This window comes from Cellulophaga sp. RHA19 (assembly GCF_002813425.1).
Lineage (GTDB): Bacteria > Bacteroidota > Bacteroidia > Flavobacteriales > Flavobacteriaceae > Cellulophaga.
In genome coordinates, this window is the sequence record NZ_PHUL01000001.1 from 3,053,044 (window position 1) to 3,070,856 (window position 17,813).

A 17,813-nucleotide genomic window follows, 5' to 3' on the forward strand; every position below is an offset into this window, starting at 1 on the left:
ACTGTAAAAACTTACATAAAAACTAGTCTCTATCTACTTCGTAAATAATCTTATCTTTATATAAGCCTTTTAATTCTTCTACTGTGTAACCGTATTGTTCTTTACTGTAATTTTTAGCAATGTCTATTTCGTTAATTCCTGATTGTTTATTTGTTTCGTATTCATTCACTTTAAAATAAATACTATCAGAAATTGCTGCTATTTTCATAGTTGAGAAATAACTAGCTTCTGTTTTAAATCTATATACATCATTAACTTGTGGCTGATTAATATAGTCCTCTGTATTTTTTCCATCTAAAAAAGATGAAAAACTTAAACCAGCTATTAAAATTCCTATTATAAATAATGCAGAAAAATGTTTTATAGGTGTTTTGGTTTCACCCTTAACATTTTTGTATTCTAACTTTAAGTTATGATCCATTTGTCTTGGCTCAAAAACACTATTACAATTAGTACATACTGCTGCACCTGTTTTACCTATTGGAAAAATAGGAATCCAATATAAATGGGCATACTTACCGTAGACCTCTACACTAAACTTAGCGCTTTCTTTGCAATTACTACAAGGTATTTGCCTTGTTAATTGGGATTTTAAATGTGATGAATTAGATCCGTAAAAAATCATATTTGATGGTTTTTATAGTTGTTATTTAATTAAATATACTACAAATAAAACCATTTAGTAAGAAAATTACATCCCTGTTTACAGTACTTCTAACTTAGCAAAACGTAGTAGTAATTTTTTTATATCACCTTTATCAAACTTAATCTCTGCTTTTTTGTCATTACCTACACCATCAATTTTTATAATTACACCCCTCCCAAATCTTGTATGATTTACAGCTGCACCTTCTACCAAACCAGGATCTAAGTTTGAATTATTAGCAATAGGCTGTGCTAACTCTGGCTTTAGTTTTCTTAATTTACGTAGTTGGTTTTCATTAGGTTTAGGTGCGCTTGGCGGTATACCAGATACAGGTTTAGCTTGCCTAAGCTTACTTTTATCTACTTCACCAAAAATATTCTTATCAATAAGAGATTTATATTTGTAGTTACTAACTGGTGTTAGATTTTCTATAAACTTCTCGTCTATTTCTTCAATAAACCTACTAGGTTCTGCATCTACTAATTTACCCCAACGGTACCTACTTTCTGTATACGTTAAATAGGCTTGTTTTTCTGCTCTTGTTAATGCTACATAAAATAATCTACGTTCTTCCTCAAGCTCAGTTCGCGTGTTCATACTCATTGCAGATGGAAACAAATCTTCTTCCATACCTACAATAAATACGTGTGGAAACTCTAGTCCCTTTGCCATATGTATTGTCATAAGCGCAACACGGTCATCATCTCCCTTATCATTATCTAAATCTGTAGCAAGTGCCACATCTTCTAAAAACTCAGCTATATTACCTGTGGCATCAGCAAGTTCCATTTGACCTTCAACAAAGTCTTTTATACCATTTAAAAGTTCTTCTATGTTTTCCATTTTGGCAATACCTTCTGGTGTACCATCTTTTTTAAACTCTAAAAGAATACCTGTTTTTTTGGCAACGTGTTCAGACAAAGAAAAAGCATCTGCTCCTTTGTTCATTATCTGAAAACCTTTAATCATATTAACAAACTCTGTTAGCCTACGTTTGGTTCCTGAATTTATTTTTAGTTCTATTTTATCTATGTTCTCCATAACCTCGAACATAGATCTGCCGTAATGGTTAGCTGTAACTAGTAATTTATCTATTGTAGCCTGCCCTATTCCTCTTCCTGGAAAATTTATAACACGCTTTAATGCTTCTTCATCTTTAGGGTTTATTACCAATCTTAAATAAGCCAAAACATCTTTAATTTCTTTACGTTGGTAAAAAGATAATCCACCATATATTCTGTACGGTATATCTCTTTTTCGCAAAGCATCTTCAATAGACCTAGATTGTGAGTTGGTACGGTAAAGCACTGCAAATTCACCGTTGTGCAGCTGCTCATTCATCCTAGTTTCAAAAATAGTACCAGCAACAAACCTACCTTCTTCTGCATCAGTAATACTGCGGTGAACCTTAATTAATGGTCCGTCTTCATTAGAAGTCCAAACAACCTTTTCTAACTGATTTTTATTTTTTTCTATAATAGAGTTAGCTGCATTTACAATATTACCAGTAGAACGGTAATTCTGCTCTAACCTGTACATTGCAACATTATCGTAATCCTTTTGAAAGTTTAGAATATTACTAATGTTTGCCCCTCTAAAGGAGTAAATACTTTGTGCATCATCACCCACAACACAAATGTTTTGGAATTTATCTGATAATGCTTTTACAATTAGGTATTGAGAGTGGTTTGTATCTTGGTACTCATCAACCATTATATACTGAAACCTATTTTGGTATTTTTGAAGTACTTCTGGAAAAACGTTTAAAAGCTCATTGGTTTTTAACAATAAATCATCAAAATCCATTGCACCTGCCTTAAAACATCTATCTACATAATTTTTATAAATTTCACCAGTACGTGGGCGTTTTGCCATTGCATCTGCCTCTACTAAATCTGGATTATTAAAATACGCTTTTACAGTAATTAAACTATTTTTATAAGATGATATTCTATTTTGTATTTGTTTGTATTTATAAACATCCTTGTCTAACTGCATTTCTTTAATAATAGAAGCAATTAAACGCTGAGAATCCTGAGTATCATAAATAGTAAAATTGTTAGGATACCCTAACTTATCAGCTTCAAAACGTAATAATTTAGCAAAAATGGAGTGAAAAGTACCCATCCATAAACTCTTGGTCTCTGCACTACCAGCAATATCTGCTATACGCACTTTCATTTCTCTTGCTGCCTTGTTGGTAAACGTAAGCGACAAAATATTAAAAGGATCCACACCTTGTTGTATTAAATATGCAATACGGTAAGTTAATACCCTTGTTTTACCAGAACCAGCTCCGGCAATTACCATTAATGGTCCTTTTGTATGTAAAACAGGTGCTTTTTGAGCCTCGTTTAGTTGGGCAATAAATTCTTCCAATTGATTTTGTATTAAAAATTTTAGAGAAGTGTAAATTTAACCATAATTACTGCCAGATAAAACAAGTACTATTAATAATTATAAACAATAAAATTTACAATCAGTTTTATTTTAAATATCTTTAGAGAATACTACTTTTAAAACATACATTATATTGGAAAATATTGAAATTAGAATAGCTAAACTTGAAGATTTAGAAACACTTAAGTCTTTTGAGCAAGGAGTAATTTTAGCAGAACGTCCTTTTGATGAAACTTTAAAGCCAGACCCAATTTCTTACTACAGTATTGAAGATTTATTAAAGGATCCTAAAACAATTGTAGCTGTTGCCACATTAAACAATACGCTTATTGGCTCTGCTTATGCTACAATTAGGGAGGCTAAAAAACATTTAAAACACAGTACCTACGCCTATTTAGGTTTTATGTATGTAGATCCCAAGCAACGTGGCAAAGGTGTAAACAAAAGTATAATAGACTTTTTATTTAAATGGATAAAACAGCAAAATACCACTGAAGTTAGATTAGATGTTTATAGTGAAAATGCCGCTGCCTTACGAGCGTATGAAAAAGCAGGATTTAAAAAGCATATGGTAAATATGAGAATGAAAATCTAATTTTAAAGATTGATAAAAACCAAAATAACTGACTAATTACAACTATATGAAAACTAAAACCAATTTATTACTAGCAGTTCTGCTAAGTAGCTTTGCTTTACAAGCACAGAATTACAAATTAGATACTGATTACAAGAATATTGAAAAAAAAGTTATTGAATGGAGGCATCATTTTCATCAAAACCCAGAACTATCTAACCGAGAGTTTAAAACTGCAGAAAAAATTGCTGAGCATTTAAAATCTTTAGGAATAGAAGTACAAACAAAAGTAGCTGTAACAGGCGTTGTTGGTATTTTAAAAGGGAAACATCCAGGAAAAGTAATTGCTTTAAGAGCAGATATAGATGCATTACCTGTAACAGAACGCAATAATTTACCATTTAAGTCTAAAGTTAAAGACCAATTTTTAGGGGTAGAAACTGGTGTTATGCACGCTTGCGGACACGATACACACACGGCTATATTAATGGGCGTTGCAGAAATTTTAGCTCAAAACAAAGATAAAATAAATGGTACTATTAAGTTTATTTTTCAACCTGCAGAAGAAGGTGCCCCTCCTGGAGAAGAAGGTGGTGCTGCTTTAATGATAAAAGAAGGCGTTATGCAAAACCCTAAAGTTGATGCAATTTTTGGATTACATATTAATTCTGGTACTCCTGTTGGTTTAATTAAATACAAAACGGAAGGTATAATGGCAGCTGTAGAGCGTTTTGTTATTAATGTTAAAGGCAAACAAACACACGGCTCACAGCCTTGGTCTGGTGTAGATCCTATAGTAATATCTGCTAAAATTATTGATGGTTTGCAAACCATTATTAGTAGAGAATCTAACCTTACGGAAGAAGCTGCTGTAATAACTGTAGGTAAAATTACTAGCGGCGTACGCTTTAATATTATTCCTGAAAGTGCAGAACTTATTGGTACCATTAGAACATTAAATCCGGATATGCGTGAACTTATTTTACGCAGAATGAAAGAAATGACAGAGACTATTGCTAAAGCATATGGCGGTACAGCAACTTTAGAAGTAGAGAGTCAAACTTCTATTACCTATAATGATGTTGCTTTAGTAAACCAAATGTTACCAACTATGCAGCGTGTCGCAGGCGAAAAAAACGTTCATTTAACAAAAGCTACAACTGGTGGTGAAGACTTTTCATACTTTCAAGAGGTTGTACCTGGGTTTTATTTCTTTTTAGGCGGAATGACACCAGGTAACAATGAAGCTTATCCTCACCACACACCAGACTTTAAAATTGATGATGCAGGAATGCTTTTAGGTGTTAAAACACTAACAGAAATGAGTTTAGATTATTTAAACAAATAACGTTAGGCCAAACAATAAATAACTATAGATTTGGTTATTTTTGTAGCATAATTACAAAGTTAAATTTATATAAAATTTGACTTTAAAAAACAAATACAGATTAAATGGATTCTTTTTTAAATTTTATATCTAGTATCTCTTGGTGGATATGGTTATTAATTGGGTTAGCACTAGTTGCTATTCGTGACATTTTCTTTCAGAAAAAACATACTATTTCTCATAACTTTCCTATCGTTGGCCATATACGTTATATGTTAGAAAGTATTGGTCCTGAGATGAGGCAGTATTTTGTTGCTAACAATAGAGAAGAACTTCCTTTTAACCGTATAGAGCGTGGATGGATTTACGCTTCTGCTAAAAGTGAAAATAATTACGAGGGTTTTGGTACAGATAGAGATGTATATGCACACCAACATATTTTTGTAAAAAACCAAATGATGGCGTACAAGGTTGCAGACAATCATCCTAATACAATTGATAAAACATTTTTACCTTGTGCTAAAGTAATAGGTGCATACAATAAACGTAAAAAGCCATTTAGACCAGCATCTGCTATAAATGTATCTGCTATGAGCTTTGGTTCTTTATCTGCAGCAGCTGTAGAAGCGATGAACAAAGGAGTGTTAAAAAGTGGCGCATACCATAACACTGGTGAAGGCGGTTTATCTCCATACCACAAACAAGGTGGTGATGTTGTTTTTCATTTTGGAACAGGTTATTTTGGAGTTAGATCTAAAGACGGAAATTTATCTATGGATAAATTAATAACTTTAACAGAAAATAATCCTTGTATAAAAGCTATTGAAATAAAACTATCTCAGGGAGCAAAACCTGGTAAGGGAGGTGTTTTACCTGGGGCTAAAATTACTGCAGAACTTGCAGAAATACGTGGTGTAGAAATTGGCAAAGATGTTTTGTCTCCTGCAACACATAAAGCATTTAGTACGGTACAAGAATTAGTAGATTTAATTGAAGAAATAGCAGAAAAAACAGGATTACCTGTTGGTATTAAAGGCGCCATAGGTAAATTAGATCAATGGGAAGAGCTAGCAGATATTATGCTAAAAACAGGTAAAGGACCAGATTTTATTACTGTAGATGGTGGTGAAGGTGGTACGGGTGCTGCTCCACCAAGTTTTGCAGACCACGTATCTTTACCTTGGGTTTATGGTTTCTCTAGCCTATATAAACTATTTTTAGAAAAAAAATTAACAGATAGAATTGTGTTTATTGGTAGCGGTAAATTAGGTTTCCCTGCTAAAGCTGCTATGGCATTTGCTATGGGTGTAGATTGTATTAATGTTGCCCGTGAAGCAATGATGAGTATTGGATGTATACAAGCACAAGCTTGCCACACAAATACATGTCCGGCTGGTATAGCAACACAAAACCAATGGTTACAAAGAGGTGTAAATGTTCCTCTTAAGTCAGATCGTTTAGCGCAGTACTTTAAAAGTTTTAGAAAAGAATTGATAGAGATTACGCATGCCTCTGGTTATGAGCATCCTTGCCAATATACGATGGATGATATACAAGTAAACTTAGATGATAATGAACTAAATAGAAGTTTAGCTTTTACATACGGTTATAACAAAGCAAAAGTTCCTTTTAACGGTATGCAAGAACTATATGATTGTGCTCACTTAGGCGGAAAAGAGTATATGAAAAACGAGCCTAAAAAATAGACTCGTTTTATACATTAATATTTAGAAAAGCACTTATTTATTATAAAGATAAAGACGTGCTTTTTTTGTTGTATCTATTACCTGTAATTTACTTACGTACTTTTTAGGTAAAAGGTAAAACTCTCTTTTATCCGATAAAATATAAAGTTTATCATAAGCCTCTAAAATAGAATCTATTTTAGCAGGTTCATCTCTAGTATCTATAACATTACCCTTATTGTAAAACTGACTAGAATATGTTTTAGAATCAAGGTACAAAACAGGCGGGTTCTTATCAATTTTTAATTCTTCTGATTTTGCTATAAGTAACTTATCAGAGTTCATATATACTTTCCACTGGTCTGTAACCAAAAGTCCTGCACCAGCAATAAAAACTAAAATAGGAAATATAGAGCACGCAATTAAAGCCCTTCTTTTATGCTTGTACTCTGGCCACCAATGCGCTATTAATAATGCCAAAGGTATTGTAGATGGTAAAATATAAGTATGCAAAATGTTTTTAGAAATAGTGAAGAAAATTGGTGTCCACAACAACCAAAACAATAAAAAAGCTGTGTATTTATCATCTAAAATACGCTTTTTAAGCTTTACTATTTTTGCTATTACAATATAAAACCAAGGCAAACAAAAAGACAACATAAATACCCAAATTAAACCTAATGGTTGTGTTTTTGGCTGACCATATAAATCACCACTCCATCCTGGTTTTAAAAACCTATTAAAATGTTCACCTACTATAAAATAATCTATAAAGCCTGGTGATCTTTGTTCTGTTAACAAATACCAAGGTAAAGCAATTACTACAGTTATTAGTAAACCAACTATCCAAGGTAATTTGCCTAGGTTATAAAAAAATGTTTTACGGTCTAACAACAACCAGAAAAATACTGGAGCTCCCGTTAACACCAACACTAAAGGCCCTTTAGCTAAAAACCCTAAACCTAAGCCAACAAAAAATAGATAGTTCCAAATTGATTTTTTATCTGATGTAATACTTTTCCAGAATGATAGCATAATTAACATTACACTAAAACACAAAGCAGAATCTGTAGACACTACCCCCATGTGTATTAAAAATTCTGGAGTTGTAACTAAAACTAAAGCTGGGAGTAACGGAGATACTTTTGTTTTTTTAACAAAATATCCTAATATAAATAACATTGCCACACCTAATAAAAACGAAGGTAGCCTTGCAGTTAATTCATTTACACCAAAAAGTTGAAAACTCATTGCAGACATCCAAGTAGATAATGGTGGCTTTGCCCAAAATGGTTCATTATAATCAATTTGTAAAACAACCCACTCCCCTGTTTCTTGCATTAATCTAGATATTTCTGCATAACGAGCTTCTGTTTTATCTAGTAATGGTATGGCTCCGGTAATAATAAACCTAAATACAACGATAGACAAAACGGCTATCAACATATAATTAATGGTAGTTTTTTTATCAGTCATTTTATACTGTTATTATTGTGCATTAGCACTTTGTTTACAAATTTTATTAATTTTATACAAGTCTAACCAAAGCTGAAAAAAGTAAGATGTTTTTACTTTAGAATCTCCTTGATCTACCCAACGTTTAAGTGGAATTTCTAACATTTTTTCTAATGCTTTTTCTTTACCATATAGCACTACAATTCTGTTAAAAATTTCTACATCAAAAAGCCAACGAGAAACAAAAGGTTTATTAAAAACTTCTAGAGCCAATTCTTTCTTAAATAGTTTACAACCACATTGTGTATCGTAAACTTTTAAATCTAATATAATAGAAATTACAGTAGCTATAAATCTTCCTATAAAAAAACGAGACGTTTTACGCTCTATTGTAGAACCTAGCTTCATAATTCTAGATCCAAAAACAAAAGAAACATTTTGGTCTACATAGTTTGTTAATGAAGTAAACTCTTCTAAAGATGTTGCCAAATCTGCATCTAAATAACCAACAAGGCTTATATTGTAATTAGTGCAAACAAAGTTTACTCCGTTCCTCACAGACTCTGCTTTTCCTGTATTTTTTGGATTTTTGTAAACAACAACTTTATTAGGGTATTGTGTTTCTAACGATTTTAGTTGTGAGTATGTACCATCTGTGGAGCCATCATCTACAAAACAAATAAGTGTATCTGTATTTTCTTTTAAAAAACCATCATAAACTCTATTTTTAAGTTCTTTAACTTCATTATAACAGGGTATTACTACACATGTAGTATAAGACATTTGCTGCAAACTAATTAATTTTGGGCTGCAAGATATTAAAAAACAATATGACAGTCATTATTACGGTACATCTTTAAGTTAATATTAAAGTATAAAGAGTCTATTTTAATTGAAAAAAAGCAACTTCATAAAATTAATTTGTCACCTTAATTAAATGTTTAAATTTGTCTCTTAAATCTTATATGTTTTATGAAAAAAATTACCCTATCTACCCTACTATTTTTATGTTTTACAATTACCACTATCGCACAAAAAAAGAGCGACTTAATAGAACAAGTTGAAACCTTGAAAGATAGTATTGCACAGACTAATATTGCTTTAGCCGAAGCAAAAAAAATAGCTAAAGTTAGCGTTGCAGAAGCTGATTTATACAAAAGCCAAGCAACAGAATTGCAAAATGCAAACAAATCATTACTTACTAACCTTAAGAACTTTACACAAGTATCTAGTCAAAATTCTAAAAATATGGCTAAAACTTTAGAAGCCTTAAAGTCTAAAGAATCTCAGCTTTCTATTATTGAAGATACTTTTAGTAAAAATGATTCTACAGCAATAGTTATACTAACTAATGCCAAGCAGTCTTTAGGAGAAAATGCAAAAATTGCCGTGACTAATGGTGAAGTAGTAATTACAGAGACAGAACAAAATATCTTAGATGCATCAAAAGCCAAAGTAAGTGCTACAGGAGAAGCTTTTCTAGAAAAAATATCTAATATTTTACTTTTAAACGTAGATTCTAAAGTTACAATATCTAGTACAGCTACAAGTTTATTTGCCATACAAAACTCATTAATAACTAAGTATAACATTCTTGCAGAGCGCATAACTTTAGAAAGCACTACGCAGAGTAATTCTAATGTTAATTTTAAAATACATACAAATTACGCTAACTTTTACTTACGTGTTAGAGAGCATATGAAAAGTATAAAGTAATTTTTAGTTACTTGATATTTTATAGTCATATAATTTTTGTGAAAATTGTGCGTTTTAAAATCGTAATCAAACTTTAAAGATAACCCGCAATGACAACAGAAATAATATTACAAATGTTTGCCTATTTATTACCAAGTGTTGTAACTGGTATGGTAGCTTTTTACTTTTTTAAAATGCATACTAAAAATGAAGAAGGCAGAAGACGTTTTTTATTACATAAAGATTCTCAAAAAAGTACTATACCTACTAGATTACAAGCTTATGAGCGTATGGCTTTATTTTTAGAGCGTATTTCTATACCAAGTTTAGTTGTACGTGTTGCACCTGTTGGTAATGACAAAAATGCATACGAAACTTTATTAATAAAAAATATTGAAAAAGAATTTGATCACAACTTATCTCAACAAATATACTTGTCTGATGAAAGTTGGAACATTATAAAAACAGCTAAAAGTGCTACGGTACAAACCATACGTAAAGCAGCTATGAGTGAAGCTGACTCTGCAGATAAATTAAGAGAAGATATTTTAAGTAGTACTATGGATAAAGCATCACCATCTGCAACTGCTTTAACGTATATAAAAAAGGAAATAAGCGAATTGTGGTAACATAAAAAGCTTATTGTAAAATATAAAAGACTGTCTTAATAGGCAGTCTTTTTTTTTACGATTATTTTTAATTTTTTTATAAAACAAAAGCATCTAAAGTAACTCTTAGATGCTTTGTTAGTACTGTAAATAATTTAATTGTTATTCTTTTTTAGGTGTTGGAATCTCTATATTTAAGGTTGCCTTTTCTTTAGTAGCTTGCCAAAAATTATAGGTATTACTCCAAGAAGCATCTGGCGCACTATTTCTTGAAAAATTCTCTATGTCATCTTCTATCTTTTGTAGTTTATCCTTAGATATAGCATTTTTGGAAATTACAACTACAATAGCATTAAATGCTTTTTGAGAAGTAGCTACTGATGGCTTTCTTTCACCATGTTTAGCTACTATATCATTAGCAGTTAAAGTTATTATTTCATCTGCAGTAAACTCGCCATACTTAGTGGTTTTAGCGTTTTTAGCTATTTTTATGTCCTTTAATTCGTCTACACCAATTAAACCCATTAAATAAAGTTCTGCATTACCATAAGCAATACTATTACCACCATTGGCAAAAGTTCCAAATCCTTCTTCGCCATTTAATTTTCCTGTGTATGTGCCATCTCCAGAAGCAATTAACTCATCAAAACCTCCCAATTGACCACCTACTGAAGAAAAACCCCAATGTCCGCTTTCTTGCGTTTCTATAAAGTTATAATTTCCCCAATAATGCATTATTTCATGTAAAAAAGGACCATTTTTAATATACTCTGTTTTAGGCATATGAATAATACTTTTTAATCTTCCTGAAGAACCATATTTTGCAGTACCATTATAAAGATTTCCTCCTATTCCTTCAACATCATTTTGTGCGGTATATGAGACACCGTAATATAGTCCGCTAGGCTGATCATCTTCTGTAGAGAGAATAAAAATAAAATCGAACTCATCTTCAAAATGACTATATACTTTCTTTGTTATTTTTGAAAAATCTTTCTCTGTATCAGGCACTAAAAAAGAATTGTAATCTTTTGCTGAAAGAATGTAGTTTGCAACAGTTTTGTCTTTATTTAAATAAAAATCTTCATCTAACTTTAACTCATCTTCAACAACCTCTTCTTCTTCATTATTATTACTAGTATCATCTTTACTACAGGAGGTAAAACTAAAAATACTTACAGAAAGTAAAGATATAAACAAAGGAAATCTATAGAACTTAGGTCTTATTATCATAATTTAAGTATACATATTTTTGTAAACATAAATAACGATAAAAAACAGCTTTTCGTATTAAAAACACGGCAATTATGACGAGCCTATTGTAAGATTTTTTTAAATTTTGCTGCTTTCTTTTCGGCATAGTTAAACCCTTGCTCCCACCATTGTGCCATTAGCTTTTTATTAAACACCAATGAGTTTTCTGTTAATTTAGTTGGTGTGTAGTATAAATTTAATTTAACACCTTTGTGCTTTGCGTAAATTACACCTTCAGAAATGTCATGATGCTCTATTTGGTCTAAAACAAAACCGTAAATACTTAGCATTAAAGAAAAAGGGTTTTTTCCTAAAACCTTATTATGCTCCATTTTTTCTGACTCTAAAATTATAGCATCTACCTCTGTAGCACCGCGTTCTATAGCCTCTCTAATTGGTAATACACAACCTAAGCCGCCATCACCATACTCATAACCATCTTTTTTTACCAAAGACATAAATGGTATGTAATTGCAAGAAATCCATACCCAATCACAAAACTCTTCATAACTAAAATCTCTAATAGACTTATACTCTACTCTATTTTTAGATAAATTAGATACTGTAACAACTACATCTTTAGACGTATTTTCTATAATTTGCCTATAGTCTGATATTGTAAAATGTTTTTTTATTGTAGAACGTAAAGACCTACTTTCTCCAAATGTTCTTTTACGCTTTATAAACTGTAATAAAACATTAAAATAATTAATAGATACAAACTCCCTATCTCCTTTGCGTTTAACTACAAAAGGATTTAAACTAAAAATTTTACGCTGATTTACATTGGTATACAAATCATACAGCAAACCAACATTGTCTAATGCTAAATGAGAAATTAATAAACTACCTGTAGAAGTACCTACAAGAATATCGTATTTTCTATTTTCAATTTCCATTAAATACTGAGCTACACCACCAGCAAATGCACCTTTACTACCGCCACCACTTATTACTAATGCTCTCATTCTATATCTATATGGTTTGTTTCTGTATTCTTGTTTTTTGCAAAATCATAACCACTCTTCCACCAAGTAGTCATTTTTTTCTCTTCAAAAATAAGAGAATTTGTAGTTAAAATTGTAGGAGTATAGTAAAAGTTAATAATTGCGTTATTATGATTGGCCACATATTTACCTATACGTATGTTTTGTTGCTCTATCCTATCTGCCATAAAAGCAAACATATTTGTTAATAAAGAGAATGCGTTTTTAGATGGCATTCTATTAAATAAATTAGTTTCTGTTTGTAAAACAATAGCATCTACAATGGTTGCTCCTCTTTTAATAGCTTCTTCAATTGGTACCATACTACCTAAACCACCATCTGCATATTCACAACCATTTTTTTTAACTAAGCTCATAAAAGGCGTATAGTTACAAGAAATCCATACCCACTCACAAAACTCATTATAAGTACAATCTTTTATAGATTTATACTCTACTTTATTTAAAGACAGGTTGGCAACAGTAACAACAATTTCTGTATTATTTTTTTTAAGTTGATAAAACTCTTGCTCCGTAATAGATTTTTTTATCAATTTTAAAAGGCTATAGCTCTCACCAAAAGTTTTACTACCACGTAGTATATTTTTTAAGACTCTAAAATGATTAATACCAATGGTTTCTATACCGTGTTTTTTTGAAATAGTATACGGACAAGAACTAAAAATATCCTGTTGATTAACAGACGTATAAATTTGCTTTATTTTATCAATTTTTTGCAATGCTAAATGAGAAATAAGTAAACTCCCTGTAGATGTACCAATAAACATATTGTACTTATGCATAGCATCTTGTATTAAGTATTGTGCAACACCACCTGCAAAAGCGCCTTTGCTACCACCACCAGAAATTACCATTGCACGCATATTTACAACTTACTTTTTACATAGTTAAAATTAGACTTAGAAACCTTTGCTTCTAAAGCTACAAAAAGCTTTTTATATTCTTTTTTTTGTATTAAATCATCAACCATATTTCTAGCAAACTTTTTAAACTGCCATACTGGGTGGTTTGTAGCATATATTAAATCTACTAAATTAGTTTCATCTAAATAAAACAAATCATTTAAATAAGAAAAAGCTAGTTGTCTAGTTTCAAAATACTCGCTATTATTTGTATATCCTTGTAACTCTTTTAGGTAATCATTTTTATAATTTACATCATATTCCTTTGTCATAATAGCCAATGCTAACCACAATTGTCTAACGTTTTTGTTAGAAAAACCTATAACACCTTTTGTTTTATTTAAATATGTAGCTCTTTTAGCAAGGTTATATATCCATAATTTATACAGTGCATTTTCTATTGTAGTATAACTTTTATCGGTTAAAAAAGATTCAAAATAAGTAACATCTTCACCTAATAACTTTTGTGTATTTAATAATAAAGTTTGTCTTAATGTTACATCAGTAGAATTTAAAATTTCAGTTTTAATTTTAGAAGATAATGACTTATAATAAAATTCTACAATGTATTTTTTTAGTTGGGTTGATGTTGTTTTACCCCAATACCTGTCTATAATTATACTATTTTGCTCTTTACTAACAGTAAGCTCTTTTTGCAATTTATAAAACGTTGCTATTGATGAAGAAGATTTTTTTAAAATTGACTTAGCCTTACTTATAGGAAATTCTTTTGCTGTTAACCAGTTTAATTTATAATCCTGTAAACTAACACCACTAGCCTCTTCTATACTAGATATAAAATCTGTTACTTTAACATTTTTATACTTATACTTTTGTAAGTAACTTTTAACTCCTTTATTAAAAGCATCTTTACCAACCTTGTGTACTAATGCGTGTAGAGCCCAAGCTCCTTTTTCATAAAAAGTTAAACTACTAGCTTTTGGGTTTAACAAAGCTTCGCCTCCGTTTTCCCTACTAAATTTATCTAGTTGTAAGCTTGTAGCAAATAGTTTCCAATTAAAATGCTCTTCGCCTAATACTTTTTTTTCTGCTAAATACGCATAGTAAGTTGCAAAACCCTCATGTAACCAATGACTTTTACTATCTACTTCTGTAACTAAGTCTCCAAACCATTGGTGAGCCAATTCATGTGCATTTACATTTATATAATTTTTATCATTATAAGCAATAGAATCTACAACATAAGCATCAGAAAAAATAGTTGTTGTTGTGTTTTCCATACCTGCGTACAAAAAGTCTCGTACTGGTACCTGCTTGTAAACTTGCCATGGATATGCTACACCAATTTCTTGTTCTAAAAAATTAAAAATAGCTTTGCTATACCTATATGTTGGCTCTACTTTTACAGAATCTTTTGGGTAATAATACAGCTTTAGTGGTACACCAGAGTCAGAAATTTGTTTATGTACAGTGTACTTACCAATTGCAAAGGCCAATAAATAACTAGACATTGGATTATTCATACCGTACTGCCACCTTTTTAAAGTATCTTTTACACTCGTATTTTTAAGTTTTCCGTTAGCAATTACTTGATAGTTTTTATTGAAAGTGATATTTAAATTAAAAACAACTTTCTCGTTCATATCATCAAAACTCGGTAACCAATTACTAGTATATTTTCCTTGTCCTTGTGTCCAAATTTGATTGTTTTCATCATCACTATTATTCCAACCAAAAAAGTACAACGCTTGCTTTGGCTTTGCACTGTAAACTAATTTTAAGGTATATTTCTTATTCTTTTTTAGTTTCTTAAAAATTGTAATTTTACTATCATTAATAGTAAATTTTACACGCCTATTATTAAGTAAAACTTTTGTGAAATTCATTTTTTTAGCATCTAAAAAAACCGAATCTACTGCTGCCAACGTAGTAAAAACATAGTTAACAGTACCACTAATCATTTTTGTTTGTACATTTGGTTGTACATCTATATCTGCTGTTAAAAAGTCAACTTTTGACTGCTCTTGTGCCTGTAAAACAAGACATTGTGCGCATATAAAAAGTAAAGAAAAGTATCTAAAAAAAATCATCATTCTAATTTTCAACCAAAATAAGCATTTTCATCTTTTGTGGTTGTTCAGATTCGGTTTATTTTAGTCGTATGAATCCTAATTATTTACAAACTCCTATTGCATACCTAAAAGGTGTTGGTCCTAGTAGAGCTCAAACTTTACAAGGAGAGTTAGGTGTGTATACCTATCAGGATTTATTAAACCTTTTTCCTAACAGATATTTAGATAAAACCCAGTTTTACAAAATAAATTTATTACAGCGTAATAGCGCAGAAGTACAAGTAATTGGTAAAATAATACACTTAAAAGAAATTGGTCAAAAAAGAGGAAAAAGACTAGTTGCAACCTTTGTAGATGACACCGGAAAAATGGAACTTGTGTGGTTTAGAGGTCAAAAATGGATTAAAGAAAATATTAAACTAAATGTGCCGTATGTTATTTACGGTAAAACAAATTGGTTTAACGGTACATTTTCTATGCCTCACCCAGAAATGGAACTACTAGAAGACCATAAAAAAGGGCTTAAAGTTAGTATGCAACCTATTTACCCGTCTACAGAAAAACTAACAAATAAAGGCATTACTAATAAGGTTACAAGTAAATTACTACAGCAACTATTTTTAGATACAAAAGCAAGGTTTGCAGAGACCTTACCTAATTATTTATTAAATGAATTAAAGTTAATTGGTAAGAGTGATGCACTACTAAACATACATTTTCCTAAAAGTCAAGAAGAATTAGCAAAAGCACAATTTAGACTTAAGTTTGAAGAATTGTTTTACATACAAATGCAGCTTATTGCTAAAAAAATGGTTCGTAAAAACAAAATTAAAGGCTTTCCTTTTAATGCTGTTGGCACCTATTTTGGTGATTTTTATAACAACCACTTACCATTTGAGCTTACAAACGCTCAAAAACGTGTAATAAAAGAAATTAGAGCAGATTTGGGTAGTAATGCACAAATGAACAGGCTTTTGCAAGGAGACGTTGGCTCTGGTAAAACTATTGTTGCTCTAATGACTATGTTGTTGGCTTTAGATAACAATTTTCAGGCGTGTTTAATGGCTCCTACAGAAATTTTAGCAACCCAACATTACCACGGAATAACAGAGTTGTTACAAGGTTTAGACATTAAAGTATCTTTACTAACAGGTTCTGTAAAAAAATCGGCAAGAAGAATTATTCATAAAGAATTAGAAAGTGGTGAATTACACATATTAATAGGTACGCACGCACTTTTAGAAGATAAAGTGCAATATAAAAATCTAGGGTTAGCAATTATAGACGAGCAACACAGATTTGGAGTGGCACAACGCGCTAAACTATGGCGTAAAAATACGATGCCACCACATATTTTGGTTATGACAGCTACACCTATTCCTAGGACTTTAGCTATGAGTTTATACGGTGATTTAGATATTTCTGTTATAGACGAACTACCACCAGGTCGTAAACCAATTAAAACTGTGCATAGGTTTGACTCCAACCGATTAAAAGTATTTAGTTTTTTAAAGGACGAAATAAATTTAGGCAGGCAAGTATATGTTGTATACCCATTAATTAAAGAATCTGAAGCTTTAGATTACAAAGACTTAATGGATGGTTACGAGAGTATTGCAAGAGATTTTCCTGCTCCAAAATATCAAATATCTATTGTACACGGCCAAATGAAACCAGATGACAAAGAGTTTGAAATGCAACGCTTTATTAAAGGAGAAACTCAAATAATGGTTGCCACAACTGTAATAGAGGTTGGTGTAAACGTGCCCAATGCATCTGTAATGATTATAGAAAGTGCAGAACGTTTTGGCTTATCTCAACTACACCAATTGCGCGGTAGAGTTGGTAGAGGTGCAGACCAAAGTTATTGTATTTTAATGACTAGTCATAAACTATCTGAAGATGCAAAAACAAGACTAGAAACTATGGTGCGCACCAATGATGGTTTTGAAATTGCAGAGGTAGATTTAAAACTTCGCGGTCCTGGAGATATTATGGGTACACAACAAAGTGGAGTTTTAAACCTTAAAATAGCAGATATTATTAAAGACAACGACATTTTACAAACGGCTAGGCATTATGCTATTAAAATTTTAAAAGAAGACCCAAGTCTTAGCAACCCCAATAATTCCGTGGTTTCTGAAGCTTATGCACAACTTATAAAGCATAAAAACATATGGACTTACATAAGTTGAACATCGTAATTTAAAACTATCTTTTAACAGTT

Annotated in this window: 14 protein-coding genes; 6 read left to right on the forward strand and 8 right to left on the reverse strand. The window is 31.1% G+C overall.

Features of this window, described 5'->3' with window-relative positions; genetic code table 11:
• Positions 1–22: 22 nt before the first annotated feature.
• Both AX016_RS13505 and AX016_RS13510 read right to left on the reverse strand, forming a co-directional pair.
• Positions 23–625, reverse strand: a complete 603-nt coding sequence (locus AX016_RS13505; protein WP_100896107.1) for a zinc-ribbon domain-containing protein — start codon at positions 623–625, stop codon at positions 23–25.
• Positions 626–703: 78 nt separating this feature from the next.
• Positions 704–3,025, reverse strand: a complete 2,322-nt coding sequence (locus AX016_RS13510) for an ATP-dependent helicase (RefSeq protein WP_100896108.1) — start codon at positions 3,023–3,025, stop codon at positions 704–706.
• Between the two features lie 154 nt (positions 3,026–3,179).
• On the opposite strand from AX016_RS13510, the gene AX016_RS13515 reads away from it, so the two are divergent.
• The 3 genes from AX016_RS13515 (at position 3,180) to AX016_RS13525 (ending at position 6,653) form a co-directional block, all read left to right on the forward strand.
• Complete coding sequence (locus AX016_RS13515; protein WP_100896109.1) at positions 3,180–3,641, forward strand: GNAT family N-acetyltransferase; 462 nt, start codon at positions 3,180–3,182, stop codon at positions 3,639–3,641.
• A gap of 46 nt (positions 3,642–3,687) precedes the next feature.
• Positions 3,688–4,968, forward strand: coding sequence for an amidohydrolase (locus AX016_RS13520; RefSeq protein WP_100896110.1), 1,281 nt, complete (start codon positions 3,688–3,690; stop codon positions 4,966–4,968).
• Between the two features lie 104 nt (positions 4,969–5,072).
• The gene (locus tag AX016_RS13525) at positions 5,073–6,653 is read left to right on the forward strand and encodes an FMN-binding glutamate synthase family protein (RefSeq protein WP_100896111.1); all 1,581 of its coding nucleotides are present in this window, start codon (positions 5,073–5,075) and stop codon (positions 6,651–6,653) included.
• Between the two features lie 33 nt (positions 6,654–6,686).
• On the opposite strand, the gene AX016_RS13530 is transcribed toward AX016_RS13525, so the two are convergent.
• A complete protein-coding gene (locus AX016_RS13530; protein WP_100896112.1) occupies positions 6,687–8,108 on the reverse strand; it encodes an ArnT family glycosyltransferase in 1,422 nt (473 codons plus the stop codon).
• A gap of 12 nt (positions 8,109–8,120) precedes the next feature.
• On the reverse strand, positions 8,121–8,870 hold the full coding sequence (locus tag AX016_RS13535; RefSeq protein WP_100896113.1) for a glycosyltransferase: 750 nt from the start codon (positions 8,868–8,870) through the stop codon (positions 8,121–8,123).
• 189 nt (positions 8,871–9,059) lie between these two features.
• Here AX016_RS13535 and AX016_RS13540 point away from each other — a divergent pair, with 189 nt between their 5' ends.
• A complete protein-coding gene (locus tag AX016_RS13540; RefSeq protein WP_100896114.1) occupies positions 9,060–9,803 on the forward strand; it encodes a hypothetical protein in 744 nt (247 codons plus the stop codon).
• A gap of 89 nt (positions 9,804–9,892) precedes the next feature.
• The gene (locus tag AX016_RS13545) at positions 9,893–10,411 is read left to right on the forward strand and encodes a DUF7935 family protein (protein ID WP_100896115.1); all 519 of its coding nucleotides are present in this window, start codon (positions 9,893–9,895) and stop codon (positions 10,409–10,411) included.
• Between the two features lie 141 nt (positions 10,412–10,552).
• On the opposite strand, the gene AX016_RS13550 is transcribed toward AX016_RS13545, so the two are convergent.
• The 4 genes from AX016_RS13550 to AX016_RS13565 all read right to left on the reverse strand — a co-directional run bounded on the left by AX016_RS13550 (position 10,553) and on the right by AX016_RS13565 (position 15,607).
• A complete protein-coding gene (locus AX016_RS13550) occupies positions 10,553–11,623 on the reverse strand; it encodes a hypothetical protein (protein WP_100896116.1) in 1,071 nt (356 codons plus the stop codon).
• An 83-nt stretch (positions 11,624–11,706) separates the two neighbouring features.
• Complete coding sequence (locus tag AX016_RS13555; protein WP_100896117.1) at positions 11,707–12,612, reverse strand: patatin-like phospholipase family protein; 906 nt, start codon at positions 12,610–12,612, stop codon at positions 11,707–11,709.
• Complete coding sequence (locus tag AX016_RS13560) at positions 12,609–13,514, reverse strand: patatin-like phospholipase family protein (protein WP_100896118.1); 906 nt, start codon at positions 13,512–13,514, stop codon at positions 12,609–12,611. Before AX016_RS13560 ends, AX016_RS13555 begins: the two co-directional genes overlap by 4 nt.
• Positions 13,515–13,516: 2 nt before the next feature.
• Positions 13,517–15,607: a M1 family metallopeptidase gene (locus AX016_RS13565; protein ID WP_100896119.1), complete on the reverse strand. Its 2,091-nt coding sequence runs from the start codon at positions 15,605–15,607 to the stop codon at positions 13,517–13,519.
• A 68-nt stretch (positions 15,608–15,675) separates the two neighbouring features.
• Between AX016_RS13565 and recG the strand changes: the two genes are divergently transcribed.
• Positions 15,676–17,781, forward strand: a complete 2,106-nt coding sequence (gene recG, locus AX016_RS13570; protein ID WP_100896120.1) for an ATP-dependent DNA helicase RecG — start codon at positions 15,676–15,678, stop codon at positions 17,779–17,781.
• Positions 17,782–17,813: the final 32 nt, after the last annotated feature.